This window comes from Flavobacteriales bacterium, from assembly GCA_026129465.1.
GTDB lineage: Bacteria > Bacteroidota > Bacteroidia > Flavobacteriales_F > PHOS-HE28 > PHOS-HE28.
Genome location: JAHCIA010000001.1, coordinates 1097968 through 1121446 on the forward strand (window position 1 = coordinate 1097968; position 23479 = coordinate 1121446).

The window sequence follows — 23479 nt, forward strand, 5'->3', positions numbered from 1 at the left end:
GCCGAAGTTCGTCAACCGATCGGCCATTGGCAAACGCGGGGGCGCGGCCTTCCCCGGATGGTGGTGGATGTGGCTTCAGCCCAGCTCCACCACGAGTCCATCGTGGGCCAGGGCCATGCCCTCGGGGATCAGACGTTCCACCTCGGCATGGCGGCCCATGAGGTGGCTGATGTGGGTGAAATAGGTGCGGCGCGCGGACAATTCCCTGGCCAGGCCGATCGCGGCATCGAGATCCAGATGCGAGATGTGCTCCTTGCGGCGCAAGGCGTTCAGCACCAGCACATCGGCGCCGCGCAGTTTGTCCTTCTCTTCCGGGGCGATGGTCTTCGCGTCGGTCACATAGGCCAGCCCGCCGATGCGGAAGGCCATCACGGGCATGCGGTAGTGCATCACCTGCACCGGGGTCACGCGCACGCCTGCCGCGTCGATCTCCCGGCCGGGTGTGATCTCGTGAAGGTTGAACTCCGGCACGCCTGGATAGCGATCATGGGAGAAGGCGTAATGGTAGACACGGCGCACGGCCTCCAGCGTGGCGGCATCGCCGTGGATGTCCATGGCGCGGCGCTGGCTGAAGTTGAAGGCCCGCAGATCGTCCATGCCGGCGATGTGGTCCATGTGCTCGTGGGTGAGCAGCACGGCGTCCAGGGTGTGCACCCGGGCTCGGAGCATCTGCTGACGCAGGTCGGGCCCGGCATCGATCAGGACCGTGGTGCCCTCCACACGCACCAGGGCCGAGGTGCGCAGGCGCCTGTCGCGCGGATCGTCGCTCCGGCACACGGCGCAATCGCAGGCCACCACCGGCACGCCCTGGCTGGTGCCCGTGCCGAGGAACTCGATGCTGATGCGTGGCATGGCGCGTCAAATATCGCCGTACGCGGTGTTGGCGGCTTACTTTCGCCGCGCCTTCGGAGAGGTGGCAGAGTGGTCGATCGCGGCGGTCTTGAAAACCGCTTTACCTTCGGGTAACGGGGGTTCGAATCCCTCCCTCTCCGCCGACCGCCGATCCGCCCGCCGCCAGGCGGGCGATCTTTTTCCAAGCCCCGCATGCCGAGCGTGCTCGGGCCAGCGGGGCTTTCTACCAGCCGGCCACCGGCCGTTCCTGTCCAACCACCGGCCTGCATCCCCTCGTGGGGGGATTACCTTTGTGGGTATGCGTATCCCGGCCACCTTCCTTGCCCTGTTCTTCGCCCAACTCCTGGCCATGCCCACCCAGGCCGCCGTGGAAGTGGTGGTGGAGACCAAGATCTTCCACATTCCCGGCAAGGGGCCGCGCGTGGAGGTGAACATGGCCATGATCGGCGGCACCATGGCGATGGCCATCAACGAGCGCGGATTCCGCAGCGCGCGCGTGGAGGCGATCACCATCGTGGAGCGTGATGGCGCCATCATCGATTTCGCCAAGACCATCGTGGAGGGCATGGAGCGCACGGACAGCCTGGAGATGGACCTCCTGCACCAGGAGTTCTTCGACCTGGCCCCGGGCGACTACGAACTCACCGTGGAACTGCGCGACCTGCATGGCGACATGGAGGATGTGACCCGCTACCGTTCGCCGCTGGCGGTGGGCGCACTGCCGGAAGGGATCCACATCTCCGACGTGCTCTTCGCGGAACGCATCGAACCGGCTGGCGAAGGGGAGATGGCCAAGTATGGATACCGGGTGGTGCCCCTGATCAGCGACTACTACCCGCGCACCATCTCGACCCTTGATCTCTACGCGGAGATCTACGGCACCGACAAGGTCTTCGGCGAGGAGAACCTCTACCTGCTCACCTACCAACTGGAGAACATGGAGAAGGGTGCGGTGGTGGGCGCATACAAGCGGAACGTGCGCGCCAAGGCCCGCAGCGTGGAACCGGTGATCGCCTCTTTCGACATCGCTTCGCTCCCTTCGGGGAACTACCTGGTGGCGATCGAAGTGCGCGACCAGCAGGGCCAGCTCATCGCGCGGCGCGATCGCATGCTGCAGCGCAACAACCCGGTGCGTTTCGACTACGACCTGCAGGCCATGGAAGGGGTGGACCTCGCGAACACCTTCACCGGTGGCTTCACCAACGCCGACACCCTGGCGGAATTCGTCCGCTGCCTGCGCCCCATCGCCGATCCCTTGGAGCGCAAGATCATCGACGACCGCTGGAAGGACCGTGACCTGGAACTGATGCAGCGCTTCTTCTACAGCTTCTGGGCCAACCGCGACCACGACCCCGAGCGTGCCTGGCGCGAATACCGCGAGCAGGTGGTGAAGGTGAACCGGCTGTTCGGCTGCCGCGTGCTGCAGGGCCACGAGACCGATCGCGGCCGGGTCTATCTGAAGTATGGCGCGCCCAACTCCATGATGGACCGCTTGAACGAAATGGACGCCCTGCCCTACTCCATCTGGCACTACTACCGCGCCGGGCGCTACACCAACCGCCGGTTCGTGTTCTACCAGCCTTCCCTGGCCAGCAACTGCATGGAACTCATCCACAGCGAGGTGCCCGGCGAATTGAACAACCCGCGCTGGAACCAGATCATCCACAGCCGGAACAACGCCTTCCAGAACGTGGATCCCATGCCCGTGCAGCAGATCAGTGGCGATCGGGCACGGGAGTTCTTCGAGCTGCCGCGATGACGGGCCTGCGGTGAAAACCGCAACTTCGCCACCGGCATGCGCACGGCCATCGTGATCCTCAACTGGAATGGCCGCCACTGGCTGGAAAGGACCCTGCCCTTGGTGCTGGCCCACAGCCACGGTGCGGAGGTGGTCGTCGCCGACAACGGCTCCACCGACGATACGCTCGCCTGGTTGAGCGCGGCGCATCCCACGGTGCGCCAAGTGCCGCTCGCCACCAACCTGGGCTTCGCGGGCGGATACAACGCCGCCCTGGCCCAAGTGGAAGCCGACCGTTACGTGCTGCTCAATTCCGACGTGGAGGCCACCCCGGGCTGGCTCGATCCGCTGCACGCCTTGCTGGACCGCGAACCACGGATGGCCGCCTGCCAACCCAAGGTGCTCGCCTTGCACGCGCGCGGCCGTTTCGAACACGCCGGTGCCGCTGGCGGCTTCATCGATCGCAACGGCTACCCCTTCTGCCGGGGCCGCATCTTCGACCTCACCGAAGAGGACCACGGCCAGTACGACGACGAGCGCCACGTTTTCTGGGCCACCGGGGCCTGCATGATGATCCGCGCCGATGCCTTCCATGCCACCGGCGGCTTCCATGCCGAGCTCTTCGCGCACATGGAGGAGATCGACCTGTGCTGGCGGTTGCGGCGGACCGGTCACACCATCGGCTACACGAGCGCTTCCACGGTGTACCACGCCGGAGGGGGCACGCTGGGCTATGGCAGTCCGCGCAAGACCTACCTCAATTTTCGCAACAGCCTCATCGTGCTTGTGCGCAACCTGCGGCGCTCTTCACCATGGCTGTTCATCCCCCGGCGCCTGGTGCTCGACCTGTGCGCCGCGCTGAAATTCCTGTTGGAAGGCCACAGCGCCCACGCCTGGCAGGTGCTGCGGGCCCATGCGCATTTTCTCGCCAGCCTGCCACAGGCCATGCACCAACGCCGGGAACTCCAGGCCCAAGAGCACGAACCGGACCTCACCGGCATGTACCTGCGCAGCATCGCCTATGATCGCTTCATCCTTGGATGGAAGCGCTTCAGCGATCTGGACCTGGCCGCCTTCGTTCAAGGCCGGCGCAACAGGTGATCCACCGCCAGCCGGTAGCCGTCCACGCCCAGACCCATCACGCCGCCCACGCACACGGCGCCCACCAGGGACACGTGCCGGAAGGGCTCGCGCGCCAGCAGGTTGCTGACATGCACCTCCACCACCGGTACCGGACAGGCCGCCACCGCATCGCGCAAGGCCACCGAGGTGTGCGCATAGCCACCGGCGTTCAGCACCACGCCCTTGCAGCGGCCCGCCGCCCCGTGGATCGCCCTTACCAACTCGCCTTCCAGTTCGCTCTGGAGGTGCTCGATCTCCACCTGGGGGAACTCGGACCGCAGCAGATGGACCACCTCTTCCAGCGTGGTGCTGCCATAGATCGCCGGTTCGCGCGTGCCCAATAGACCGAGGTTGGGACCGTTGATGACCAGGATGCGGGACATGGGCGGGCGTGTTCGTGGCCGTGAAGTTGGGCGATCGCCGCGATCCACAGTGCGGCGTGGGGAATATCGCGACCAGCACCGGCCCGCAACGAAACGACACGGGGAACTTCGTGGCATGGAACGTGATCCCGCGCTGGCGCGCTTCCGCATGCACCTGAAGCTGGAGCGTGGCCTCAGCGACCGCACGGTGGAGGCCTACCTGCGCGATGTGGGCAAGCTCTTCGCCTGGTGCGCTGATAGAAAGCCCGCCGTGGCCCCGGCCGCCGCGCAACTTGACGACCTGCAGGACTTCATCGCCGACGTGGGCCGTTCGGGACTGCGTGCCACCAGCCAGGCGCGCCTGCTCAGCGCCGTGCGCGGGTTCTACCGCATGCTGCGGATCGAGCGCACCGTCACCGAGGATCCATCCGAATTGCTGCAAAGCCCGCGCACCGGCCGGAAGCTGCCCGTCTTCCTCAGCACCCAGGAGATCGATGCCATGGTGAAGGCCATCGACATGAGCGCACCGCTCGCCCACCGCGACCGCGCGATCCTGGAAACGCTATACGGCTGTGGCCTGCGTGTGAGCGAATTGTGCGGGCTGCGCATCTCACGCCTGCATTTCCACGAGGGCTTCGTGCGCGTGGTGGGCAAGGGCGACAAGGAGCGGCTGGTTCCCATAGGGCCGGAAGCGATGCGACAGATCACGGTGTGGTCGGAGCAGGAACGCGTGAAGCTCCGGGTGCGCAAGAACAGTGAGGACCTCGTCTTCCTCAACGCGCGCGGTGGCGGTCTTTCGCGCGTGGCGGTCTTCGGCCTGGTGAAGAAGCTGGCGGCGTTGGCGGGGGTCCGCAAGACGATCAGCCCACACACTTTCCGGCACTCCTTCGCCACGCACCTGGTGGAGGGCGGCGCCGACCTGCGCGCCGTGCAGGAGATGCTGGGCCATGCGAGTATCACCACCACGGAGATCTACACGCACCTGGACCGCGACTACCTCCGCAGCAACATCATGCGCTTCCACCCCCGCGCGGGCCGTAAGGCGGCGGCGGGCTGAGGGTCGGCTTCAGGACAGGGAGCGCAGGCAGAGGTCCAGATGCCGTTTCAGGATGCCACCCATGCTCGCGGCCTTCTGGAACGCGGGTTCGCCATGATGATGGGCCAGTTCTTCCGCGAGTTGGCGCACATGCTCCGCTGATGACACCACATCGCGGTCCAGCACATCCAGCAGCCGGTCCACCTCCTCGTGGGCCAGCGCGTAGCGGCGACGCAGCAGGGCGCGCTCCTCGTTGCGGTACTGCAGGGCGGTCTCCGCGCCGATGACGCGTTCGGCCATGCGCACGTAGGGCAGGTTCTCCTTGTAGAACTGCGGCAGGTAGATGCGCAGCCGGCCCTCGTAGCACTGCTGGTCGAAATCGATACAGCGCAGCCGGTACTGCACCTGGTCCAGATCGTGGATCACGTCCACCACGAAGTTGTAAGCGCGCATGTCGCCCAGCAGCCGTGCGCAGCAACGCTCGTTGAACTTGACGAACTCCTTGCTCAGGCGCACCTCGTTCAAGGCACCGCCGTACCGCTGTGGTTCGGCGATGAAAGCGTCGCCCGGCACGCCGATGATGTGCTCCTCAACCAGCGTGTCCCCATCGCGCAGGTACTGGATGCGGTTGGGCGAGAGGTAGTGCTCCAACTCCAGCCCGTAGATGCGGCTCGCGTCGGTGCGCTTCACATAGAAATAGTCGTGGTTGTCGTTGATGAGGTTGATGATCTTGACACGGAAGGGCTGCGAGTTGCCGAAGGGACAGAAATCGACGCTGGCCACCGCGAGGTGCGAAATGCGGCGTCCACCGGCGATCAGCGCCTGGTAGGTCTCCACCAAGCGGCGGTGCGTGTCCTGCATCTCATCGGGCCGCAGCAGCACGGTGTTCCACAGCGTGGCGCGGCCCTGCGCGTCGGTGGTGGGCAGCAGGCTGTCGTAGCGCAGCAGGTCGCGGTAGGCGATCGGCAGGCCGGTCTCTCGGCCATGGTCCTCCAGGAAACGCCGCAACTCCTCGCCCACCGGGTACAGGGGCTTGCGCTGGGCGATCTGGTTGTACTCCATGCGGCGGTCAGCGCAACACCTCGAAGCGCGCCGCACCCACGATGATGCCGTCGGTGGTGTTCACGCGCAGCACGTGCGCCCCGGCGGGAATGCCCTGCAGGTCGAGCGGCAGGCTGAAGGGCCCTTGGGCGGGTGCCGTTTCGCGGCGCAGGATGCGGCCGTCCAGACCAACCACATCGATCACCAGCGTGGCGGGCGCGTCCAGATGGCCACGCACCGTGATGCGATCGCGGGCCGGCACGGGGAAGACCTCCATCGGCCTGTACTCCGGTCCATCAGGACCGCTCACGGACACGATCTCCGTGGCCTTGCCGAAGGCGTACTGGCCCTTCTTCAGGTCCAGAAGCTGGATGTAGCCCGTGCCGTTGGTGAGGCTGCCCGCCACCACTTCCTGGCCGTTGTACACTTCCCAGGCGTGGCCGGGGCCGCTGCGGTAAAGCACGCAGATGCCCTCCTCGTTCCCGGCGATCAGCTCATGGTCCAGCTGGTTGGCGTTCGCGCCGTAGTAATAGAGGCGGCTGCGCAACACGGTGCCTGCGGGCCAGCGGCCGTCCACGGTCCAGTAGTGCGTGTTAGAGCGCGCGATCACATGGTCGCCGAGACCGTCATCATCGGGCCGAACCCAATAGTGCTCCACGCGGGTGAAGGTGCTGTCCACCAGGTTGTCCGCGTAAAGTCGGAAGTCCACGTAAGGCAGGATGGGGTCCAGCACCTGGCCCGGCGCCACGGTGATCTCATGGTCCAGGCGTGCCTGGTTCAAGCGCGCGTAGCGGTTCAGGGCCACCACAGCGGGCTCGAAGGGAAGCAGGGTGGCCACCGCGGTCATGGCGCCACCCAATGTCACAAGCGTATCGTATACCTGCCCTGTGGCGGAGATGAAGCTCAGGTCCACCGGAACCTGCTGGTGGAATTCTTCAGCGGCGAGCAGCTTCTGCTGGATCTCCAGCCCCACCAGGTATTGGGCTCCCGTGGGAACGACCCACTTGTTGCGCACCTCGAAGACCCCGTAGCCCGGCGCGAAGACCCAGGCATCGAAGAAGGGGTTGAGGTCCTGTCCGGTGACGGCCTCCAGCCGGTCGCGGAATTCATCGGCGTCCATGGTGGTGTAGGCGTACTGCTCCTGGATGTCGCTCATGGCCTGGCGGAAGACCTCATCGCCGAGATAGCCGCGCAGGTTGTGCATCACCGCCGCGCCCTTGTAGTAGGTGTGCGTGCCGTAGATGTACTGGTCGGGCATGGGCGAAAGGGCCTGGTAGCCACCGTCGTTCACATGGGCCTGGCGCAGGATGAAGACCAGGTTGTTCTTCACCGCGCGGCGAAGCCCCTCGGCGCCAGCCTGCCATTCCTCGATCAGATGGGCGCTGTACTCCGCCGGGCCTTCCTTCAGCCACATGTGGTTGTGCACATAGGGCGTCACGATGTTGCCCCACCAGTGGTGGCCCAACTCGTGGGTGAGCAGGCGGCGGTTGCTGGAGAGCGGCTGGCCGGTCATGAATTGCGGGTAGGCCACGTTGGTGGGGATCTCCAGCGCGCCGTCGGTGGTGAGCACGTAGCCCACACGATCGAAACCATAGGGTCCGAACCAGTGTTCGCAGGCATCGATCGCGTCGTCCAGGTCCACGAAGCGGGAGATCATGCCGTTCATGTTCGCGGGCTTGGCGTTCAGCGTCACCGGGATGTCGCCATTGAGGCCCTGGTGCGTCCAGGAATGCGTCTGGTAGTCGGCCACGGCGATGGCGCTCAGGTGCGTGGGGATGGGCTGCGGAATGTGGTAGGCGCGGATCACCGTGTCGCCACCGAGTTGTGTTTCGCCCAGGAAGGTGCCCTGCCCATGCAGACGGTAGGTGCCCGCGCTCTTCACGTGGTAGGTGTAGGTGGCGCGCTCAACGAAGCTGTCGAAGCAGGGGTACCACACCTTGCCGAAGTTGGGCGGTATGGTGCTGATGCCGATGCCCAGGTTGTAGATGTAGTTGCTTGCGAAGTAGAAGCCGCCCCATTGCGTGTCGCGCAGGGGGCTGCCCTGGTAGTGCACGGTGATGTCCAGCTCCTCGCCCACGGCCAGCGGCGGGTCCAGCGGAATGATGAGGAATTCGCCGTCGTGGTCGAAGTCCATAGGACCGCCCGGCCCGGTCACCGAATCCACCGTCAGGGCCAACAGGTCGAAGGTGATGCTCGTGCCTTCCTCCTGCAGGGCCTTGAAGCTCACGGTGGTGTGGCCCTTGATCCACTGCCCGTTGTAGTCCGTCACATCCAGGTGGATGTCGTAGTGCAAAATGTCATGGATCTCGCTGCGCGCGATGGTCTCCTCGATCTGGCTGCGCTGCGCATCGGTCATGGGCGCGGGTTGAAAGCGCTGTCCGTGGAAATAGTGGCAACCGAAGGGTTCGGGTTGGGCGAACACGGCGGCGGGCAGCAACAGAAAGGGCAGGATGAGATGGCGCATGGGTGGAATGGCTTCAGAGCGGAGCCCGAAGCTACAACGGCGGGCGATCACACCATGGCCGGGCCGCCATGCGTTGAGGTCTCCCCAACTTCGCAGGCCGCCATTCGTAGGAACGGCCGTCCGTAGGAAGAAGGACCATCACCCGGCATACATGAGCACCACCCCCTACCTGAAATGGCTCCACGAGGTGGAGCTCTCCGACATCGACACCGTGGGCGGCAAGAACGCCAGCCTGGGAGAGATGATCCAGCACCTCGGCAAGCTCGGGGTTTCCGTGCCCGGCGGCTTCGTGGTCACCGTGGCCAGCTACCACGCCTTCATCGAGGCCAACGAGCTGGACCAGAAGATCCGCGACATCGTGGCGGGGCTGGACGCGGACGATGTGGAGAACATCCGGCGCACCGGTCTGGCCGTGCGCACCCTGATCAAGAACGGCAAGTTCCCCGAGCCCATCTGGAAGGGCATCCTGGCGCATTATGCCGAGATGAGCCAGCGATACGGCCAGGAGCAGACCGATGTGGCCGTGCGCAGCAGCGCCACCGCCGAGGACCTGCCCGATGCCAGTTTCGCCGGGCAGCAGGAGACCTTCCTCAACATCCGCGGCCCGCAGGACCTGATCAGCGCCGTGCGCAACTGCTTCGCCTCCCTGTGGACCGACCGCGCCATCGTGTACCGCCAGACCCGGAACTACGATCACTTCGAAGTGGGCCTCAGCGTGGGGGTGCAGAAGATGGTGCGCTCCGACCTGGGCAGCAGCGGCGTGGCCTTCAGCCTCGATACCGAAAGCGGTTTCAAGGAGGTCGTCCTCATCAACGGCAGCTATGGCCTGGGCGAGATGGTGGTGCAGGGCGCGGTGAGCCCGGACGAGTTCCTGGTGTTCAAGCCCACGCTGGCGCAAGGCTATAGCGCCATCATCGAGAAGAAGATCGGCCACAAGGACCGCAAGATGATCTACGGCGTGGAGCCCGGGAAGCCCACGCTTGTCATTCCCACCGAGCGCAGCCAGCGCAACCGCTTCTGCATCACCGACGAGCAGGCGCTGGAGATCGCGCGCAGCGTCACCGCCATCGAGAAGTACTATTCCGAGAAGAAGGGCCACTGGTGCCCCATGGATGTGGAGTGGGCGGTGGACGGCCTCACCGGCGGCCTCTTCATCGTGCAGGCGCGGCCCGAGACCATACACAGCCAGAAAGACGATGACCGCGTGGTGGAGTACAAACTCGACCACGATGCCGCTCCAGGAGCTTCACAACCCAAGGTCATCACCAAGGGCATCGCCATCGGCGACCGTGTGGGGGCCGGCAAGGTGCGCATCCTCTTCAGCCTCGACGGGCGTGGCGGCGGCACCGACGGCAAGGACTTCCAACAGGGCGACGTGCTGGTGACCGACATGACCGACCCCGACTGGGAGCCGATCATGAAGAAGGCCAGCGCCATCATCACCAACAAGGGCGGCCGCACCTGCCACGCGGCGATCGTGGCGCGCGAAATGGGCGTGCCCGCCATCGTGGGCTGCGGCAACGCCACCGAACTGCTGGACACCGGCATGGAGGTGACCGCCAGCTGCTGCGAAGGCGACAACGGTGTGATCTACCAGGGCATCATCCCCTTCCGCAAGGAAGAGACGATGCTGAACGACCTGCCCGCGGTGCGCACCCCCATCATGCTCAACGTGGCCAGCCCGGACCTCGCCTTCAAGTTCGCCGCGCTGCCCAACGCCGGCGTGGGCCTGGCCCGCGAGGAGTTCATCATCAACAACTACATCCAGGCGCACCCGCTGGCCCTGCTCCAGCACAAGGAACTCGGCGATGTCACCCTCAGCGGCAAGATCAGCTACCTCATCCACGGCTACGAGGACGAGGAGACCTACTTCGTGAAGCGCCTCAGCTACGGCATCGCCAAGATCGCCGCGGCCTTCCACCCCAACAAGGTGATCGTGCGCTTCAGCGATTTCAAGAGCAACGAGTACCGCAATCTGCTTGGTGGCGAACACTTCGAGCCGCACGAGGAGAACCCCATGATCGGCTGGCGCGGCGCCTCGCGGTACTACAGCGAAACGTACAAGGAGGCCTTCGGCATGGAGTGCAAGGCCATCCGCCGGGTGCGCGAGAAGATGGGCCTGAAGAACGTGGTGGTGATGATCCCCTTCTGCCGCACCGTGGAGGAACTGCACGCGGTGACCACCGTGATGAAGGAATACGGCCTGGAGCGCGGCAGGGAGGGACTCGAACTGTTCCTGATGGCCGAGCTGCCCAGCAACATCATGATGGCCGAGGAGTTCGCCCAGCACATCGACGGGTTCTCCATCGGCAGCAACGACCTGACCCAGCTCACACTCGGTCTCGACCGTGACAGCGCCTTGGTGAGCCACCTCTACGACGAGCGCAACCCCGCCGTGAAGCGTATGCTGACGATGCTGATCGAAAGCGCCAAACGCACAGGCACCAAGGTGGGCATCTGCGGGCAAGGACCTTCGGACTTCCCGGACTTCGCGCAATTCCTGGTGGAACTCGGCATCGACAGCATCAGCGTGACACCGGACAGCCTGCTGAAGACGCGAAGAGCGATCGCGGAGGTGGAACAGGCGATCGCCGGGAACGGGGTGGCGGCGCGCTGAGCGCCACGATGGCAACCGGGTACTTTTGTCGGCGTCTGTCCTACGATCGCCGATCGATGCGACCACTCGCCCTTCTTCCTCTCTGCCTTGCTTCAGCGTCAGCGCACACGCAGGTCCCTGTCGAGATCCAGTGGTCGGCGTTGAACGCCTTCGGCAGCGAGGCCCTGGCCGCGATCGCGCCTCCGCGCCTTTGTGCCGACAACGGACGCACAGCTTGGATGCTTTACGATCTGGCCCTCCAATGGACCACGAGCGACGGGATCATCCGGCGTTTCGACCAGCATGGTGTACCGCTCACCGGTTCTTGGCCCGAGGTCGGTTACATCGGCTGCGGTTCGTTGGATCGTCCGATCGACTTCGTCGTGCGCAACGATTCCCTATGGGGGATCTCCTACCGGCAGTTCCTCTCTGGCGACCAGGACATCCTGTATTGCGCCCAGGCTCCGGGCGGCAGCTACGAACCGGACCACGCGGCGAACGGCCCTGCCTTGGCCGATGTTGTGTTCGATCTTTTCGTGTCGGGCAGCGGCTGGTACCTCTGCTCCGGAAGCATGGTGTCCTTCAATGAAATGGAAGGCCGCATCCTCAAGCTGGACCACAGTGCCAATGTGCTCTGGGAAACGCCGATGGGCCCCGCCACTTTCGGGAACCTGACCCGTTTGGCCCGCAAAGGCGACTCCCTCGCCCTGGCCGCCTTCCCCCTTCTGTTCTGGCTGGATACGAGCAATGGTGCGGTGATCGGGAGCGCCGTGCTCTACGAGGCGGAGGAAGGCAGCGGACGCATCACCGTACACGATGGCCAATTGAGCTGGGCGGTATCCACCGGCGGTGCGTTGCGCTTCGGCCGACTCGGTGCTGATGGCGAACCCTTGTGGAGTGGCAGTACATCGGCGCATTCCGTGGCCGGCATCGGTGTGGACGATCAAGGCCGTCTTTGGATCGGTGGGTCCGTCCCCGGCAGCGGCATGATCACATGCATCAGCCCCGACGGCATGCCGATGGGGACATGGCCTTACGCCGCATCGATCTCCGACCTGCGATTCGCCGATGGCCGCCTCCTATGGACCGGCAAGTTCGAGCAGGGGTCCGATGCGTCCTACCTCATCTCCACCATCCCGCAACCATGAGCGCCCGGGCTGGAGTTTTCCACTGCATGCTCTTGCTGGGATCGGTGAACTGCTGCGCACCCATGCTTCTGGCACAAACGCCGCTGGTACCGGACTGGATCCGGTTGTGGCCTTTCGGTCAGGATCCCCAGTATTTGGACGCCTTCAGCCCGCCATGGCAGGACAACCATGTGGCGGTGGATGCCGTGACCGGCCATGTGCATGTGTGCATCAGTGATGAAACGATGATGGCATCGCCGCGCGCCGAACTCCTTTACACCTTCACCAACGACGGATCCGAACTCACCCCTTCGCCCACCCCGCTGTTGAATCCCGTGAGTGGCGCGGAGTATGCCGAATTGTATGACATCCCCTTCAACCTGCTGGGTACACGGGACCTGTCAGCGCACGATGGGCGCGTTTCCGCCGCGCACCATGTGTTGCTCATCGCCAACCGCGCGCATTGGTTCTCCAGCCTTGATGCGAACGGTGCGCGCTGGAACGCCACGCAAGGTTGGTTCCACCCGGGGGGGCCATTGTTCATGCATGTGGCGGCGAACACGGAGGGCGTCTTCATGGCCAACAGCCATATGCTGCCTTGGGATGGAACACCATGGTTTCCGGGCTTCCCTTCAAGTGTCTTCCATTATTCCTCCGATGGCTGGCCGCTCTGGAAGCGCCCACTCACAGACCTTCCGCACGACATGGTCGTGTCGGATGGCATCGTGTACGTGTTGACCGGCTTGATCGCCGGTTCGCTCATCGAGTGCTTCTCCGTGTCGGATGGCTCACCGCTTCCGTCCATCACCTTGGGCGTTGGCGTGCAACGCATGTTGATCATCGACGGTCAGATCCACACCGCCGCCGAGGGGACCAGCATCACGCTGCGCAGGCACGCCGCCAGTGGCGCCGTGGTATGGTCCACGGCTTTTCCCATGGGTGGTTTCGCGGTTCTCTCCGGGCTGGAGGCTGATGCGCTGGGCCGTGTTTGGGCATCCGCCAGCAAGGCGGACCCCGGCTGGACGGAATTCCAAGGCGGCCGGCTGGTGGGTGCGGACGGATCGGGTGTTGCGCTGGGCACCTGGTCCTATGGCGCCTCCATGAGTGGCCTGGCCACCGATGGGGACAACGTCTACCTCACTGGCGCGGTATCCAGTACGGGAACGGGTACCTACCTCATCGCGAAGAGCATCGCGTTGATCACAGGCGCAGAAGCGACCCGGACCAATAACCATCCCGCCGTGTGGCCCATACCGGCGAACGACATGCTGCACGTGGCGTTCGATAGTGCTCCCACCAAGCTGGCGATCGAGGACGCCCTGGGACGGCGCGTGGCGGAACATGTCGCACGCGGAGAAGGAGGACGCGTCACTTTGGATGTATCCAACATCCCTTCGGGACACTACCTGCTGCGCTCGCTGGACCTCGCCAGACCTTGGGCCGCACCGCTCATCATCGCGCGGTGATCACCACCTGATGCGACCGCTACATTCGGCGCATGTCCGACGAACATCGCTACGCCCTGGATCTGCTGTGGCAGGGCGGCCACACCCGCACCTACGATAGCTACACCCGCGAGCACCACATCCGCATCGCCGGCAAACCGGACCTGATCGGCACGGCCGACCCCATGTTCCGCGGCGCCGCGCACCAGCACAACCCGGAGGACCTGCTGCTGGCGGCGTTGAGCGGATGCCACCTGCTCACCTACCTCGCCCTTTGCGCCAGGGCACGCATCAATGTGCTCAGCTACCGCGACCAAGCGGAAGGCACGCTATTGCTCACCAAGGACGGTGGTGGGCATTTCACCGAAGTGGTGCTGCGCCCCGAGGTGACCGTGGAAGCGGAACACATGCTGGAGAAGGCGCGCTTCTTCCATGGGGAGGTACACAAGTACTGCTTCATCGCCCGCAGCGTGAATTTCCCGGTGCGGTGCGAGGCGCAGGTATCGGTGAAGTGATCTTCCCGGACCGCGTTGCCCTGGGATCGGCCACCTTTGATCCCACCACCTCAGAAGCAACATCCTCGATCCATGCTCAAACGTGAACTGCTCGCCACGGCGACCATACCCGGCGAGAAGCGCGCACTGCAATTGTTCCGGCGTGGCGATGAATACCTGATCGAGATCGAAGGCTACGGTGGCTTGATGAGCAGTGCCGCGCATGGCTCCGAAGAAGAGCTGGCCTCACTTTCCGCCGAGCGCATCGGTCCACGCCCCAAGGCTCGCGTACTGATCGGCGGGTTGGGCATGGGCTTCACGCTGGCGGCGGCGCAGAAGTGCTTCCCGCAAGATGCCACCCTGGTGGTGGCCGAATTGGTGCCGGAGCTGGAGGAGTGGAACAAGGGGCCGATGGGCGTCAGCGCTGGGCATCCCCTGCTGGACCCGCGTACCGAAGTGCATGTGGGCGATGTAGCTGACCTGCTGCGCCAAGGGAACAGCAGCTATGACGCCATCCTCCTGGACGTGGACAATGGTCCGGAAGGCCTCACCAAAGCGGGCAACAGCTGGCTCTACACCGCACCCGGCCTTCGGGCGGCCCATCGCGCTTTGCGTCCTATGGGTGTGCTGGCCGTGTGGTCCGCCGGGCCGGACAGGCACTTCACCAACCGCTTGATCAAAGCCGGTTACCGCGTGGACGAACGACAGGTGCGGACACATGGGCGCAAGGGCTGGCGCCAAGTTGTGTGGTTGGCGCAGCGGAGGTGATGCGCCTTCCTTCGCACCGAAGGGTCCCGACCTATTCCGGCTTGGGCATCTTCGTCACATGCGGCCTGAAGTTGATCGCCGTGCCGGGCAGGGCATCGGTGAGCACGAAAGCGATGGGCAGACCGGGTTCGATCTCCTCCACCACCTGCGCGCTGAAACCACGCTGTTGCAGGAATGCAGCGGCCGACTTGGCACTGGCCAGGGGATCATCGGCCACCAGACCGATGCAGGAGTACATGTGCCCCACCTTGGCCAACACCTCTTCGGACGCCTGGTTGATGATGGTGCCATCGTAGAAGATGGAACGTAATACCCCGCCGGAGTTGGCTTGGAAGCGCTCATGCACGCCATATTGCTCCAGCAGTTCCACCACGGCCTGTTTGGCTTCGGGCGTGGCCGCCGAGAAAATGCGCGAGCCATGGTCCGGGAAGGGCAGCGGGTTGCGGCCCTGCATGATGAGGGTGAGCACGGCGAACTGGGCGATGAACAGGAAGGCGAGGAGGGCAACGAGCCACTTGGGGAGGTGCATGATGCGAGGGTGTTGGTGCAAGGCGAACGTAGGCATCACAAGGCGAAGACCAACAACGGGCCGAGTGAGTGGCCGGGGATCCGAGGGAATGGTGCAGGCAGTGGAGGCCGTATGCTCAGAATGCGTCACAGGGGGCACACTCTTGCCGTTGTATCTTTGAACAGCCATGAAGGTCCTGTTGGAGATCAAGGAGAGCAAGGTGGAGTTCGTGATGGAACTGCTGCGCGGCCTGCGCTATGTCAAGGCCACCCCCTTGACGGATACCAAGGCCAGGGCGCTTGCGGAACTCCAGGAAGCGGTGGAAGAGATGAAGCTCATCAAAGCCGGCAAGAAGCATGGCCGCCCCGCGCGTGAGCTCCTCGAAGAGCTTTGAGGTCAGGACCATCGCCACCTTCGATCGTCAACTGAAGGCCCTGGCGAAGAAGCACTCCTCACTCAAGCATGACTATTCCAAGCTGCTGGACGAACTGGAACGCGACCCGTTCCAAGGCGCCGCGTTGGGCAATGCCTGCTACAAACGGCGCATGGCCATCGCTTCCAAAGGGAAGGGCAAGTCTGGTGGTGCGCGAGTGATCCTGCACATCGTCTTGCGTGACCATTTGGTCTGGCTGCTGGCCATCTACGACAAGGCGGAGATCGACAGCATTCCCGCAGCGGAGATCAAGCGCTTGCTGAAGGAGATCCCATAGGGACCTTATCGAGCATGGAGCCCGTAGCGGTGCGCGGATGCTCGAGTATGTCAGAGCGCAGTGTCCCGAGGACGGGGTCCGTGCGTGGGACGAGCGGGTGGCCGGGGATCCGAGGGAATGGTGCAAGGCCACAAGGCAGGGGCGTCACTTCGCAACGGCGGGGTTGAAAGTCCCTTCCACCGGTTTGCACGCCGCCCGGGCGATCCCTAGCATTGCGCCCATGCGGACCACGTACCACCTCGTCACCATGTTGCTCCTGATCGTGCCGGCCATCGGATACGCCCAGGAGAAGGAGAAGAAGGAGGCCAAGCCGATCGTCTACCGGTACCCGGAGCCGAGCGTCACACGCCACCAGGCGACCGTGAATGGGGAACGCATCGCCTACACCGCCACGACCGGCCACCTGGTGATGCTGGACGAGAAGGGCGCCAAACGATCGCACAACTTCTACATCGCCTACACCAAGGACCAGCCCAAGGACAAGGCGGCCGATCCGTCCAAGCGGCCGGTCACCTTCGTGTTCAACGGCGGTCCGGGCTCCAGTTCGGTGTGGCTGCACATGGGTGCGCTGGGTCCGAAGCGGGTGACGATGGAGGATGACGGCACCAGCACGCCACCACCCTATTCGGTGGTCGACAACAACTATTCCTGGTTGGACAAGACCGATCTCGTCTTCATCGACCCCATCGAAACCGGCTACAGCCGCCCGGCCGAGGAGGTGGACAAGAAAGAGTTCACCGGCTACGCCGAGGATCTCAAGAGCGTGGGCGACTTCATCCACAAGTACGTTTCGCAGAACGGCCGCTGGGCCTCGCCCAAGTTCCTCGCTGGTGAGAGCTACGGCACCACGCGCGCGGCGGGGCTTTCAGGCTATCTGCAGGACCGCCACGGCATGTACCTCAATGGCATCGTGCTCATCAGCGCGGTGATGAACTTCCAAACGCTGCGCGACACCGAAGGCAATGACCTGCCCTACGCGCTATATCTGCCCAGCTTCGCCGCCACCGCCTACCACCACGGCAAGATCGACAAGGCCCGCTTCCCGGTGGAACAGGAATTCCTTCGCGAGGTGGAACGTTTCGCGATCACCGATTACACGCTCTTCCTAATGAAAGGCACACGCACCAACAAGGAGGAACGAGATGCCATGGCGGAACGGCTCAGCGCCTACATGGGCATCGGCCCGGACGTCATTGCGCGGAACCATCACCGGATCAATACCCGGGCCTTCACCAAGGAGCTGCTGCGCGAGGAGGGCCGCACCATCGGGCGCTTCGATGGCACGGTAAAAGGCATCGACCGCAGCGACGCCGGCGACGGCTTCGACTTCGACCCCAGCTACAACCTCACCATCTACGGGCCATACACCATGGCCATCAACGACCATCTGCGCAACACGCTGCGCTACGAGAACAGCGACATGGTCTACGAGATCCTCACGGGCAAGGTGCGGCCCTGGAACTGGGGCTGCGAGGAGAACCACTTCCTGAACAACGCCGAAACGCTCCGTTCGGCCATCCACAAGAACCCGCGGCTGAAGGTGCTCATCTGCAACGGCTACTACGACCTGGCCACACCCTACTTCGCCACGGAATACACCGTGGACCATCTCTTCCTGCATGAGGAGTACCGGGACAACGTCACCATGGCCTACTACAACGCCGGGCACATGATGTACAGCATCCGCACGGAGTTGGAGAAATTCACGGCGGATGCCAGGGCCTTCTACAAGGCGTGCGGGTATTGAGATGATGCCTGCTGTCCACGACACCTTCGCGAAGCGGGTTGTGGAAAACTGATCCCCTCCCCTCCCACCCCCGCCGGGTAACTTCGGCCACCCAAGGCGCGGTTGTCAGGGTGCAGTTGTCGGTTGTCCGTGCGTAGTCGCGACGAGGCCCTTGCCAGCGCGGGTCCTGACAACTGACAACCAGCAACTGACGATCCGGTAGTGCCCCCTGCACGAAGCACATCATGCAATTCTCCCATCTCCACGTCCACACCCAGTTCAGCCTCCTCGACGGCGCCGCCGCCATCCCCAACCTGTACAAGAAGGCCATCGCCGACGGCCAACCCGCCCTGGCCATCACCGACCACGGCAACATGTTCGGGGTGTTCAAGTTCGTGGCCGAAGCGGGCAAGCACAAGAACGAGGACGGCAGCCTGAAGGTGAAGCCCATCGTGGGCTGCGAGTTCTACCTGGTGGAGGACCGCCACAAGAAGCAGTTCACCCGCGAGGAGAAGGACCGTCGCTACCACCAGCTGCTGCTGGCCAAGAACGCCGAGGGCTACGCCAACCTGAGCAAGCTCTGCAGCCTGGGCTACATCGAGGGCTTCTACAGCAAGTACCCGCGCATCGACAAGGAACTGGTGCTGCGGTACCACAAGGGCCTGATCGCCACCACCTGCTGCCTGGCCGCCAGCGTGCCGCGCACCATCCTGCGCAAGGGCGAGGAAGCCGGTGAGCAGGAGTTCCGCTGGTGGCTGGACCTCTTCGGCGAGGATTACTACATCGAACTGCAGCGCCACGGCATCGGCGACCAGGACAAAGTGAACGCCGTGCTGCTGAAATGGGCAGCCAAGTACAACGTGCCCGTGATCGCCAGCAACGACAGCCACTACGTGGAGCGCGAGGACGCCAACGCGCACGACATCCTGCTGTGCATCAACACCGGCGAGAAGCAGAGCACGCCCAGCGCCAAGGACTTCGATGATGAGGAAAGCAAGCCCAAGGGCACCCGCTTCGCCTTCGCCAACGACGAGTTCTTCTTCAAGACAAGGGACGAGATGGCGCGCGTGTTCCACGACATCCCCGAGGCGCTGGACAACACGCAACGCATCGTCGACAAGATCGAACCGCTGAAGCTGAAGCAGGACATCCTCCTCCCCAACTTCCAGATCCCTGCGGGCTTCACCGACCAGGATGAGTACCTGCGGCACCTGACGTACGAGGGGGCGGTGCGGCGGTGGCTGGCCAGCGGCCAGGGGCCAGCGGCCAGCAGCAGCGCGGAGGCCGGGCTCGTGGGCGGCATAGATTCCCTCGACCCCAAGATCAAGGAGCGCCTCGACTTCGAGCTGTTCACGATCAAGACCATGGGCTTCGCGGGCTATTTCCTCATCACGCAGGACTTCATCAACGCGGGCCGCGGCATGGGCGTGTTCGTGGGGCCGGGGCGTGGCAGCGCGGCGGGCAGCGCGGTGGCCTATTGCATCGGCATCACCAACATCGACCCCATCAAGTACGACCTGCTGTTCGAGCGATTCCTCAATCCGGAGCGCAAGAGCATGCCCGATATCGACACCGACTTCGACGACGAAGGCCGGCAGAAAGTGCTGGACTACGTGGTGGAGAAGTACGGCAAGGACCAGGTGGCGCACATCGTCACCTACAGCAGCATGGCCGCCAAGCTGAGCATCCGCGACGTGGCGCGTGTGCTGGACCTGCCGCTGGCCGAGGCGGACCGTCTGGCCAAGCTGGTACCCGAGCGGCCCGGGATCGAACTGGGGCGTGTGCTGCGCGCCCCCTTGGAAGGCCCCAAGAGCCTGAAGGAAAAGGAGAACCTCGGCGCTGATGAAATGGCCGGGGTGAAGCAGTTGCGCGAGATCCTCGAGAGCGGCGAACTCACCGCCGATGTGCTGCGCGAGGCCGAAAAGCTCGAGGGCAGCGTGCGCGGTACGGGCATCCACGCGGCCGGCATCATCATCGCTCCCAAGGACCTGAAGGAGATCCTGCCGGTGTGCACCGCCAAGGACGCCAAGCTGCTGGTGACGCAGTACGAGGGCAAGGTGGTGGAGGACGCCGGAGTGATCAAAATGGACTTCCTGGGCCTGAAGACCCTCACCATCATCCGCGATGCGCTGCGCATGGTCCAGGCCAATACGGGGCGGTGGATCGAGATCGACGAGATCCCGCTGGACGACCCCAAGACCTACGCGCTCTACCAGCGCGCCGAGACCAACGGCACCTTCCAGTTCGAGAGCCCCCCCATGCAGAAGTGGCTCCGCCTGCTGAAGGCCGACCAGTTCGGCGACCTCATCGCCATGAACGCCCTGTACCGCCCGGGGCCCATGGAATACATCCCCAACTTCATCAAGCGCAAGCACGGCCAGGAAAAGATCCTGTACGATCTGCCCGAGATGGAGGAATACCTCGGGGAGACCTACGGCATCACCGTGTACCAGGAGCAGGTGATGCTGCTCAGCCAGAAGCTCGCCGGCTTCAGCAAGGGCGATGCGGACGTGCTGCGCAAGGCCATGGGCAAGAAGGACCGCGCCACGCTGGACAAGATGAAGGGCAGGTTCCTGGAGGGTACCAAGGAGCGCGGCTTCGACCCCAAGGTGTGCGAGAAGATCTGGACCGACTGGGAGGCCTTCGCGCAGTACGCCTTCAACAAATCACACAGCACCTGCTACGCCTTCGTGGCCTACCAGACCGCCTGGCTGAAGGCCAACTACCCGGCGGAGTATATGGCCAGCGTGCTCACGCACAACCAGAGCAGCATCGACAAGGTCACCTTCTTCATGGAGGAGTGCCGCCGCATGGGGATCCCGGTGCTGGGTCCCGACGTGAACGAGAGCGGTTACCAGTTCAGCGTGAACAAGAAGGGTGAGATCCGCTTCGGCCTGGGCGCCGTGAAGGGCGTGGGTGAAGGCGCCGTGGAGGCCATCGTGCAGGAACGCGGGAAGAACGGTCCCTTCAACAGCGTGTTCGACATGGTGCGCCGCACGGACCTGCGCGCCGCCAACCGCAAAGCCCTGGAAAGCCTGGCCTACGCGGGTGCCTTCGACGGACTCGGCGTGCCTCGCGCCTGCTTCTTCCACAGCGCCGGTGAAGGCAAGCCCACCTGGATCGAGACCCTCGTGCGCTACGGCCAGCAGTGCCAGAGCGATGCCGAGGCCGCCCAGGTGAGCATGTTCGGCGACGACGTGGAGGGCGCCAACATCCCCGAACCGGCCGTGCCGCAGATCGAGGGCTGGAGCGCGCTGGAACAGCTGCATTACGAGAAGGACGTGATCGGCTTCTACCTCAGCGGCCATCCCATGGACGACCACCGGCTGGAGATCCAGCACCTGTGCAATTGCACCCTGCCGGAGTTGAAGGACCTTGCCACCCTCAACGGCCGCGACATCGCCTTCGCCGGCATCGTCACCAAGGCCGAACACCGCATCGCCAAGAGCGGCAAGCCCTTCGGGAGCATGGCCCTGGAAGACCACCACGGCAACCACGAGTTCATGTTCTTCAGCGAGGACTACCTGAAGTTCAAGCACTTCCTGCAGAGCGGCGCGCTGCTCTTCATCAAGGGCCGGGTAAGCCTGCGCACCTGGGGCCGCGATGAAGGCCAGCCCGAGTTCAAGATCCTGAGTGTGGACCTGCTCAGCGACGTCCGCGAGAAGTACATCACCAAACTGAACCTGGTGGTGGACGCCGATCAAGTGACCGATGATGCGGCACGCGAGCTGGGGCAGTTGCTCAAAGCCAGCCCCGGCAATTGCAAGGTGAACGTGAAGCTCTCCAGCCAACTGGAGAAAGTGGGCGTGGAAGCACCCAGCAAACTGCAAGGCGTGGCGGTGACGGAAGAGTTGATCAGAGGCCTGGACGGTCTTGCTGAGGTGAAGTGGTCGTTGAATTGACGCCCCCCTTGGAACCCTGCCTTTCCGTCAGGTTGCTTTCCATGGCAAGGACTTCGCGGGGCGAGCGGTACCTTTGCATCCGCAAGGAAGGACCGTACATCAACCCTCAAGCGCTTCGGCGCACCAGCAAGCACATGGCACTCGAATTCACCGACAGCAACTTCGAAGAACTCGTCCTCAAGAGCGACAAGCCCGTACTCGTGGACTTCTGGGCCGAATGGTGCGGCCCCTGCCGCATGGTGGGTCCCGTGGTGGAGGAATTGGCCAAGGAATACGATGGCAAGGCCGTCATCGGCAAGCTCAACGTGGACCACAACGCCGCCATCAGCATGAAGTACGGCATCCGCAGCATCCCCACGCTGCTGGTGTTCAAGAATGGCGAGGTGGTGGACCGTGCCGTGGGCGCCGTGCCCAAGAGCGCGCTGGTGCAGAAGCTGGATGGGCAGCTGGCCCAGTGAATGTGAAGAAGCGAGCATGGTGATGGTGGCGATGAAGTAGCCACCCCTGCCAAAGCGACCGAAAGCCCGGGCCATCCCGGGCTTTCCAGTTCCTCACCATTCTCTCCCGACCTTTGCTTCCGCATGCCCATCGAACAGCGACACATCCAAGCCCTCAGCGCCCTTGAATTCAAGGCGCGGCAGGTGGTGGAAGGCTTCCTGGCCGGGTTGCACAAGAGCCCCTTCCACGGCTTCAGCGTGGAGTTCGCCGAGCACCGCGCATACAACAGCGGTGAGAGCACGCGCCACATCGACTGGAAGCTGTATGCCCGCACCGACAAGCTTTTCGTGAAGCGCTACGAGGAGGAGACCAACCTGCGCTGCGAGCTGGTGGTGGACGCCTCCTCCTCCATGTACTTCCCGGCGAAGGAAGAGGCCGGCGAGTTCAACAAGATGGAATTCGCCGTGCATGCCGCGGCGGCCTTCATCCAATTGCTGCGCAAGCAGCGCGATGCCGTGGGGCTCACGGTCTTCAGGGACCAGGTGGAACTCACCGAGCGCACCCGCAGCAACGCCGTTCACCTGCGCCAGTTGATGGTACATCTCGAAGGGCTGTTGGCCGAGGAAGCTCCGGCGCGTGGGCAGGTCACCGGTGTGGTAGAGGCCCTGCACGATATCGCACGGCGTGCCCACCGCCGCAGTTTGGTGGTGGTGCTGAGCGACATGCTGGACAGTGCCGACCGCGAGGCGGAGGTCTTCGAGGCCCTGCAACACCTGCGCTTCAACAAGCACGACATCATCCTCTTCCACGTGGTGGACCGCAAGCATGAACTGGAGTTGGACCTGCAGGACCGCCCCTACACCTTCGTGGACGTGGAAAGCGGCGAGCAGGTGAAGGCCCACCCCAGCGAGGTGCGTGAGGCATACAAGGCCGCCATGTCCGAGCGCTGGCACCGCCTCAAGCTCAAGTGCGGCCAGTACCGCATCGATCTGGTGGAGGCCGACATCAACAAGGGCTTCGAACCGGTGCTGCTGGAATTCCTCACCAAGCGCGGCAGGCTCTACTGAACCCCGGCCCGGGCGCCTGGCGAACGCCGAACATCCCAACTTCCGATCAGAACTTTACATTTGCACCCGCCTCGCGGAAATGC

19 protein-coding genes and 1 tRNA gene are annotated in these 23479 nt (G+C 64.0%); 15 read left to right on the forward strand and 5 right to left on the reverse strand.

Annotation, left to right across the window (positions count from 1 at the left end; all coding sequences use genetic code 11):
• Positions 1-75 precede the first annotated feature (75 nt).
• Positions 76-852 carry an MBL fold metallo-hydrolase gene (locus tag KIT10_04640; protein MCW5898538.1) on the reverse strand — a complete coding sequence of 259 codons (777 nt, stop codon included), beginning with the start codon at positions 850-852 and terminating at the stop codon, positions 76-78.
• A gap of 55 nt (positions 853-907) precedes the next feature.
• On the opposite strand from KIT10_04640, the gene KIT10_04645 reads away from it, so the two are divergent.
• The 3 genes from KIT10_04645 to KIT10_04655 all read left to right on the forward strand — a co-directional run bounded on the left by KIT10_04645 (position 908) and on the right by KIT10_04655 (position 3691).
• Positions 908-992 (forward strand) — tRNA-Ser (locus tag KIT10_04645).
• Positions 993-1150: 158 nt separating this feature from the next.
• Positions 1151-2611, forward strand: a complete 1461-nt coding sequence (locus KIT10_04650) for a GWxTD domain-containing protein (GenBank protein MCW5898539.1) — start codon at positions 1151-1153, stop codon at positions 2609-2611.
• Between the two features lie 36 nt (positions 2612-2647).
• On the forward strand, positions 2648-3691 hold the full coding sequence (locus KIT10_04655; GenBank protein ID MCW5898540.1) for a glycosyltransferase family 2 protein: 1044 nt from the start codon (positions 2648-2650) through the stop codon (positions 3689-3691).
• Here KIT10_04655 and aroQ read toward each other — a convergent pair.
• Entirely contained in the window at positions 3670-4095 is a 426-nt protein-coding gene (aroQ, locus tag KIT10_04660; protein ID MCW5898541.1) for a type II 3-dehydroquinate dehydratase, read from the reverse strand. The two genes, KIT10_04655 and aroQ, sit on opposite strands and share 22 nt — an antisense overlap.
• A 115-nt stretch (positions 4096-4210) precedes the next feature.
• Here aroQ and KIT10_04665 point away from each other — a divergent pair, with 115 nt between their 5' ends.
• Positions 4211-5131, forward strand: coding sequence for a tyrosine recombinase XerD (locus KIT10_04665; protein MCW5898542.1), 921 nt, complete (start codon positions 4211-4213; stop codon positions 5129-5131).
• Between the two features lie 9 nt (positions 5132-5140).
• Here KIT10_04665 and KIT10_04670 read toward each other — a convergent pair whose 3' ends face one another.
• Both KIT10_04670 and KIT10_04675 read right to left on the reverse strand, forming a co-directional pair.
• A complete protein-coding gene (locus KIT10_04670; GenBank protein ID MCW5898543.1) occupies positions 5141-6172 on the reverse strand; it encodes a hypothetical protein in 1032 nt (343 codons plus the stop codon).
• Positions 6173-6179: 7 nt separating this feature from the next.
• On the reverse strand, positions 6180-8615 hold the full coding sequence (locus tag KIT10_04675; protein ID MCW5898544.1) for a M1 family metallopeptidase: 2436 nt from the start codon (positions 8613-8615) through the stop codon (positions 6180-6182).
• 151 nt (positions 8616-8766) lie between these two features.
• Here KIT10_04675 and ppsA point away from each other — a divergent pair, with 151 nt between their 5' ends.
• The 5 genes from ppsA to KIT10_04700 all read left to right on the forward strand — a co-directional run bounded on the left by ppsA (position 8767) and on the right by KIT10_04700 (position 15045).
• Positions 8767-11232: a phosphoenolpyruvate synthase gene (gene ppsA / locus KIT10_04680; GenBank protein ID MCW5898545.1), complete on the forward strand. Its 2466-nt coding sequence runs from the start codon at positions 8767-8769 to the stop codon at positions 11230-11232.
• Between the two features lie 56 nt (positions 11233-11288).
• The gene (locus KIT10_04685; GenBank protein ID MCW5898546.1) at positions 11289-12359 is read left to right on the forward strand and encodes a hypothetical protein; all 1071 of its coding nucleotides are present in this window, start codon (positions 11289-11291) and stop codon (positions 12357-12359) included.
• The gene (locus tag KIT10_04690) at positions 12356-13804 is read left to right on the forward strand and encodes a T9SS type A sorting domain-containing protein (protein ID MCW5898547.1); all 1449 of its coding nucleotides are present in this window, start codon (positions 12356-12358) and stop codon (positions 13802-13804) included. Before KIT10_04685 ends, KIT10_04690 begins: the two co-directional genes overlap by 4 nt.
• Positions 13805-13836: 32 nt before the next feature.
• Positions 13837-14298: an OsmC family protein gene (locus KIT10_04695; GenBank protein ID MCW5898548.1), complete on the forward strand. Its 462-nt coding sequence runs from the start codon at positions 13837-13839 to the stop codon at positions 14296-14298.
• A gap of 72 nt (positions 14299-14370) precedes the next feature.
• The gene (locus KIT10_04700; GenBank protein ID MCW5898549.1) at positions 14371-15045 is read left to right on the forward strand and encodes a hypothetical protein; all 675 of its coding nucleotides are present in this window, start codon (positions 14371-14373) and stop codon (positions 15043-15045) included.
• A gap of 31 nt (positions 15046-15076) precedes the next feature.
• Here KIT10_04700 and KIT10_04705 read toward each other — a convergent pair whose 3' ends face one another.
• Positions 15077-15574 (reverse strand): hypothetical protein, encoded by a 498-nt coding sequence (locus tag KIT10_04705; protein MCW5898550.1) that lies wholly within the window; start codon positions 15572-15574, stop codon positions 15077-15079.
• 166 nt (positions 15575-15740) lie between these two features.
• Between KIT10_04705 and KIT10_04710 the strand changes: the two genes are divergently transcribed.
• From KIT10_04710 to KIT10_04735, 6 genes are all read left to right on the forward strand, one after another.
• Positions 15741-15947, forward strand: a complete 207-nt coding sequence (locus tag KIT10_04710; protein ID MCW5898551.1) for a hypothetical protein — start codon at positions 15741-15743, stop codon at positions 15945-15947.
• A complete protein-coding gene (locus KIT10_04715) occupies positions 15910-16263 on the forward strand; it encodes a type II toxin-antitoxin system RelE/ParE family toxin (GenBank protein ID MCW5898552.1) in 354 nt (117 codons plus the stop codon). Before KIT10_04710 ends, KIT10_04715 begins: the two co-directional genes overlap by 38 nt.
• Before the next feature lie 220 nt (positions 16264-16483).
• Positions 16484-18010, forward strand: coding sequence for a hypothetical protein (locus tag KIT10_04720; protein MCW5898553.1), 1527 nt, complete (start codon positions 16484-16486; stop codon positions 18008-18010).
• Between the two features lie 224 nt (positions 18011-18234).
• Positions 18235-21891, forward strand: coding sequence for a DNA polymerase III subunit alpha (gene dnaE / locus KIT10_04725; GenBank protein MCW5898554.1), 3657 nt, complete (start codon positions 18235-18237; stop codon positions 21889-21891).
• Positions 21892-22025: 134 nt separating this feature from the next.
• Positions 22026-22349, forward strand: coding sequence for a thioredoxin (gene trxA / locus KIT10_04730; protein ID MCW5898555.1), 324 nt, complete (start codon positions 22026-22028; stop codon positions 22347-22349).
• 123 nt (positions 22350-22472) lie between these two features.
• Complete coding sequence (locus KIT10_04735) at positions 22473-23396, forward strand: DUF58 domain-containing protein (protein MCW5898556.1); 924 nt, start codon at positions 22473-22475, stop codon at positions 23394-23396.
• The last annotated feature ends 83 nt before the right edge of the window (positions 23397-23479 follow it).

What these genes read in the sequence shown, in the direction of transcription:
- KIT10_04655 (MCW5898540.1), top strand. Translation starts at nt 2,648, where the DNA reads ATGCGCACGGCCATCGTGATCCTCAACTGGAATGGCCGCCACTGGCTG.
- KIT10_04735 (MCW5898556.1), top strand. Translation starts at nt 22,473, where the DNA reads ATGCCCATCGAACAGCGACACATCCAAGCCCTCAGCGCCCTTGAATTC.
- KIT10_04640 (MCW5898538.1), bottom strand. Translation starts at nt 852, where the DNA reads ATGCCACGCATCAGCATCGAGTTCCTCGGCACGGGCACCAGCCAGGGC.
- KIT10_04695 (MCW5898548.1), top strand. Translation starts at nt 13,837, where the DNA reads ATGTCCGACGAACATCGCTACGCCCTGGATCTGCTGTGGCAGGGCGGC.
- KIT10_04720 (MCW5898553.1), top strand. Translation starts at nt 16,484, where the DNA reads ATGCGGACCACGTACCACCTCGTCACCATGTTGCTCCTGATCGTGCCG.
- KIT10_04685 (MCW5898546.1), top strand. Translation starts at nt 11,289, where the DNA reads ATGCGACCACTCGCCCTTCTTCCTCTCTGCCTTGCTTCAGCGTCAGCG.
- dnaE (MCW5898554.1), top strand. Translation starts at nt 18,235, where the DNA reads ATGCAATTCTCCCATCTCCACGTCCACACCCAGTTCAGCCTCCTCGAC.
- KIT10_04710 (MCW5898551.1), top strand. Translation starts at nt 15,741, where the DNA reads ATGAAGGTCCTGTTGGAGATCAAGGAGAGCAAGGTGGAGTTCGTGATG.
- KIT10_04700 (MCW5898549.1), top strand. Translation starts at nt 14,371, where the DNA reads ATGCTCAAACGTGAACTGCTCGCCACGGCGACCATACCCGGCGAGAAG.
- trxA (MCW5898555.1), top strand. Translation starts at nt 22,026, where the DNA reads ATGGCACTCGAATTCACCGACAGCAACTTCGAAGAACTCGTCCTCAAG.
- aroQ (MCW5898541.1), bottom strand. Translation starts at nt 4,095, where the DNA reads ATGTCCCGCATCCTGGTCATCAACGGTCCCAACCTCGGTCTATTGGGC.
- KIT10_04665 (MCW5898542.1), top strand. Translation starts at nt 4,211, where the DNA reads ATGGAACGTGATCCCGCGCTGGCGCGCTTCCGCATGCACCTGAAGCTG.
- KIT10_04675 (MCW5898544.1), bottom strand. Translation starts at nt 8,615, where the DNA reads ATGCGCCATCTCATCCTGCCCTTTCTGTTGCTGCCCGCCGCCGTGTTC.
- KIT10_04690 (MCW5898547.1), top strand. Translation starts at nt 12,356, where the DNA reads ATGAGCGCCCGGGCTGGAGTTTTCCACTGCATGCTCTTGCTGGGATCG.
- KIT10_04715 (MCW5898552.1), top strand. Translation starts at nt 15,910, where the DNA reads ATGGCCGCCCCGCGCGTGAGCTCCTCGAAGAGCTTTGAGGTCAGGACC.
- KIT10_04705 (MCW5898550.1), bottom strand. Translation starts at nt 15,574, where the DNA reads ATGCACCTCCCCAAGTGGCTCGTTGCCCTCCTCGCCTTCCTGTTCATC.
- KIT10_04650 (MCW5898539.1), top strand. Translation starts at nt 1,151, where the DNA reads ATGCGTATCCCGGCCACCTTCCTTGCCCTGTTCTTCGCCCAACTCCTG.
- KIT10_04670 (MCW5898543.1), bottom strand. Translation starts at nt 6,172, where the DNA reads ATGGAGTACAACCAGATCGCCCAGCGCAAGCCCCTGTACCCGGTGGGC.
- ppsA (MCW5898545.1), top strand. Translation starts at nt 8,767, where the DNA reads ATGAGCACCACCCCCTACCTGAAATGGCTCCACGAGGTGGAGCTCTCC.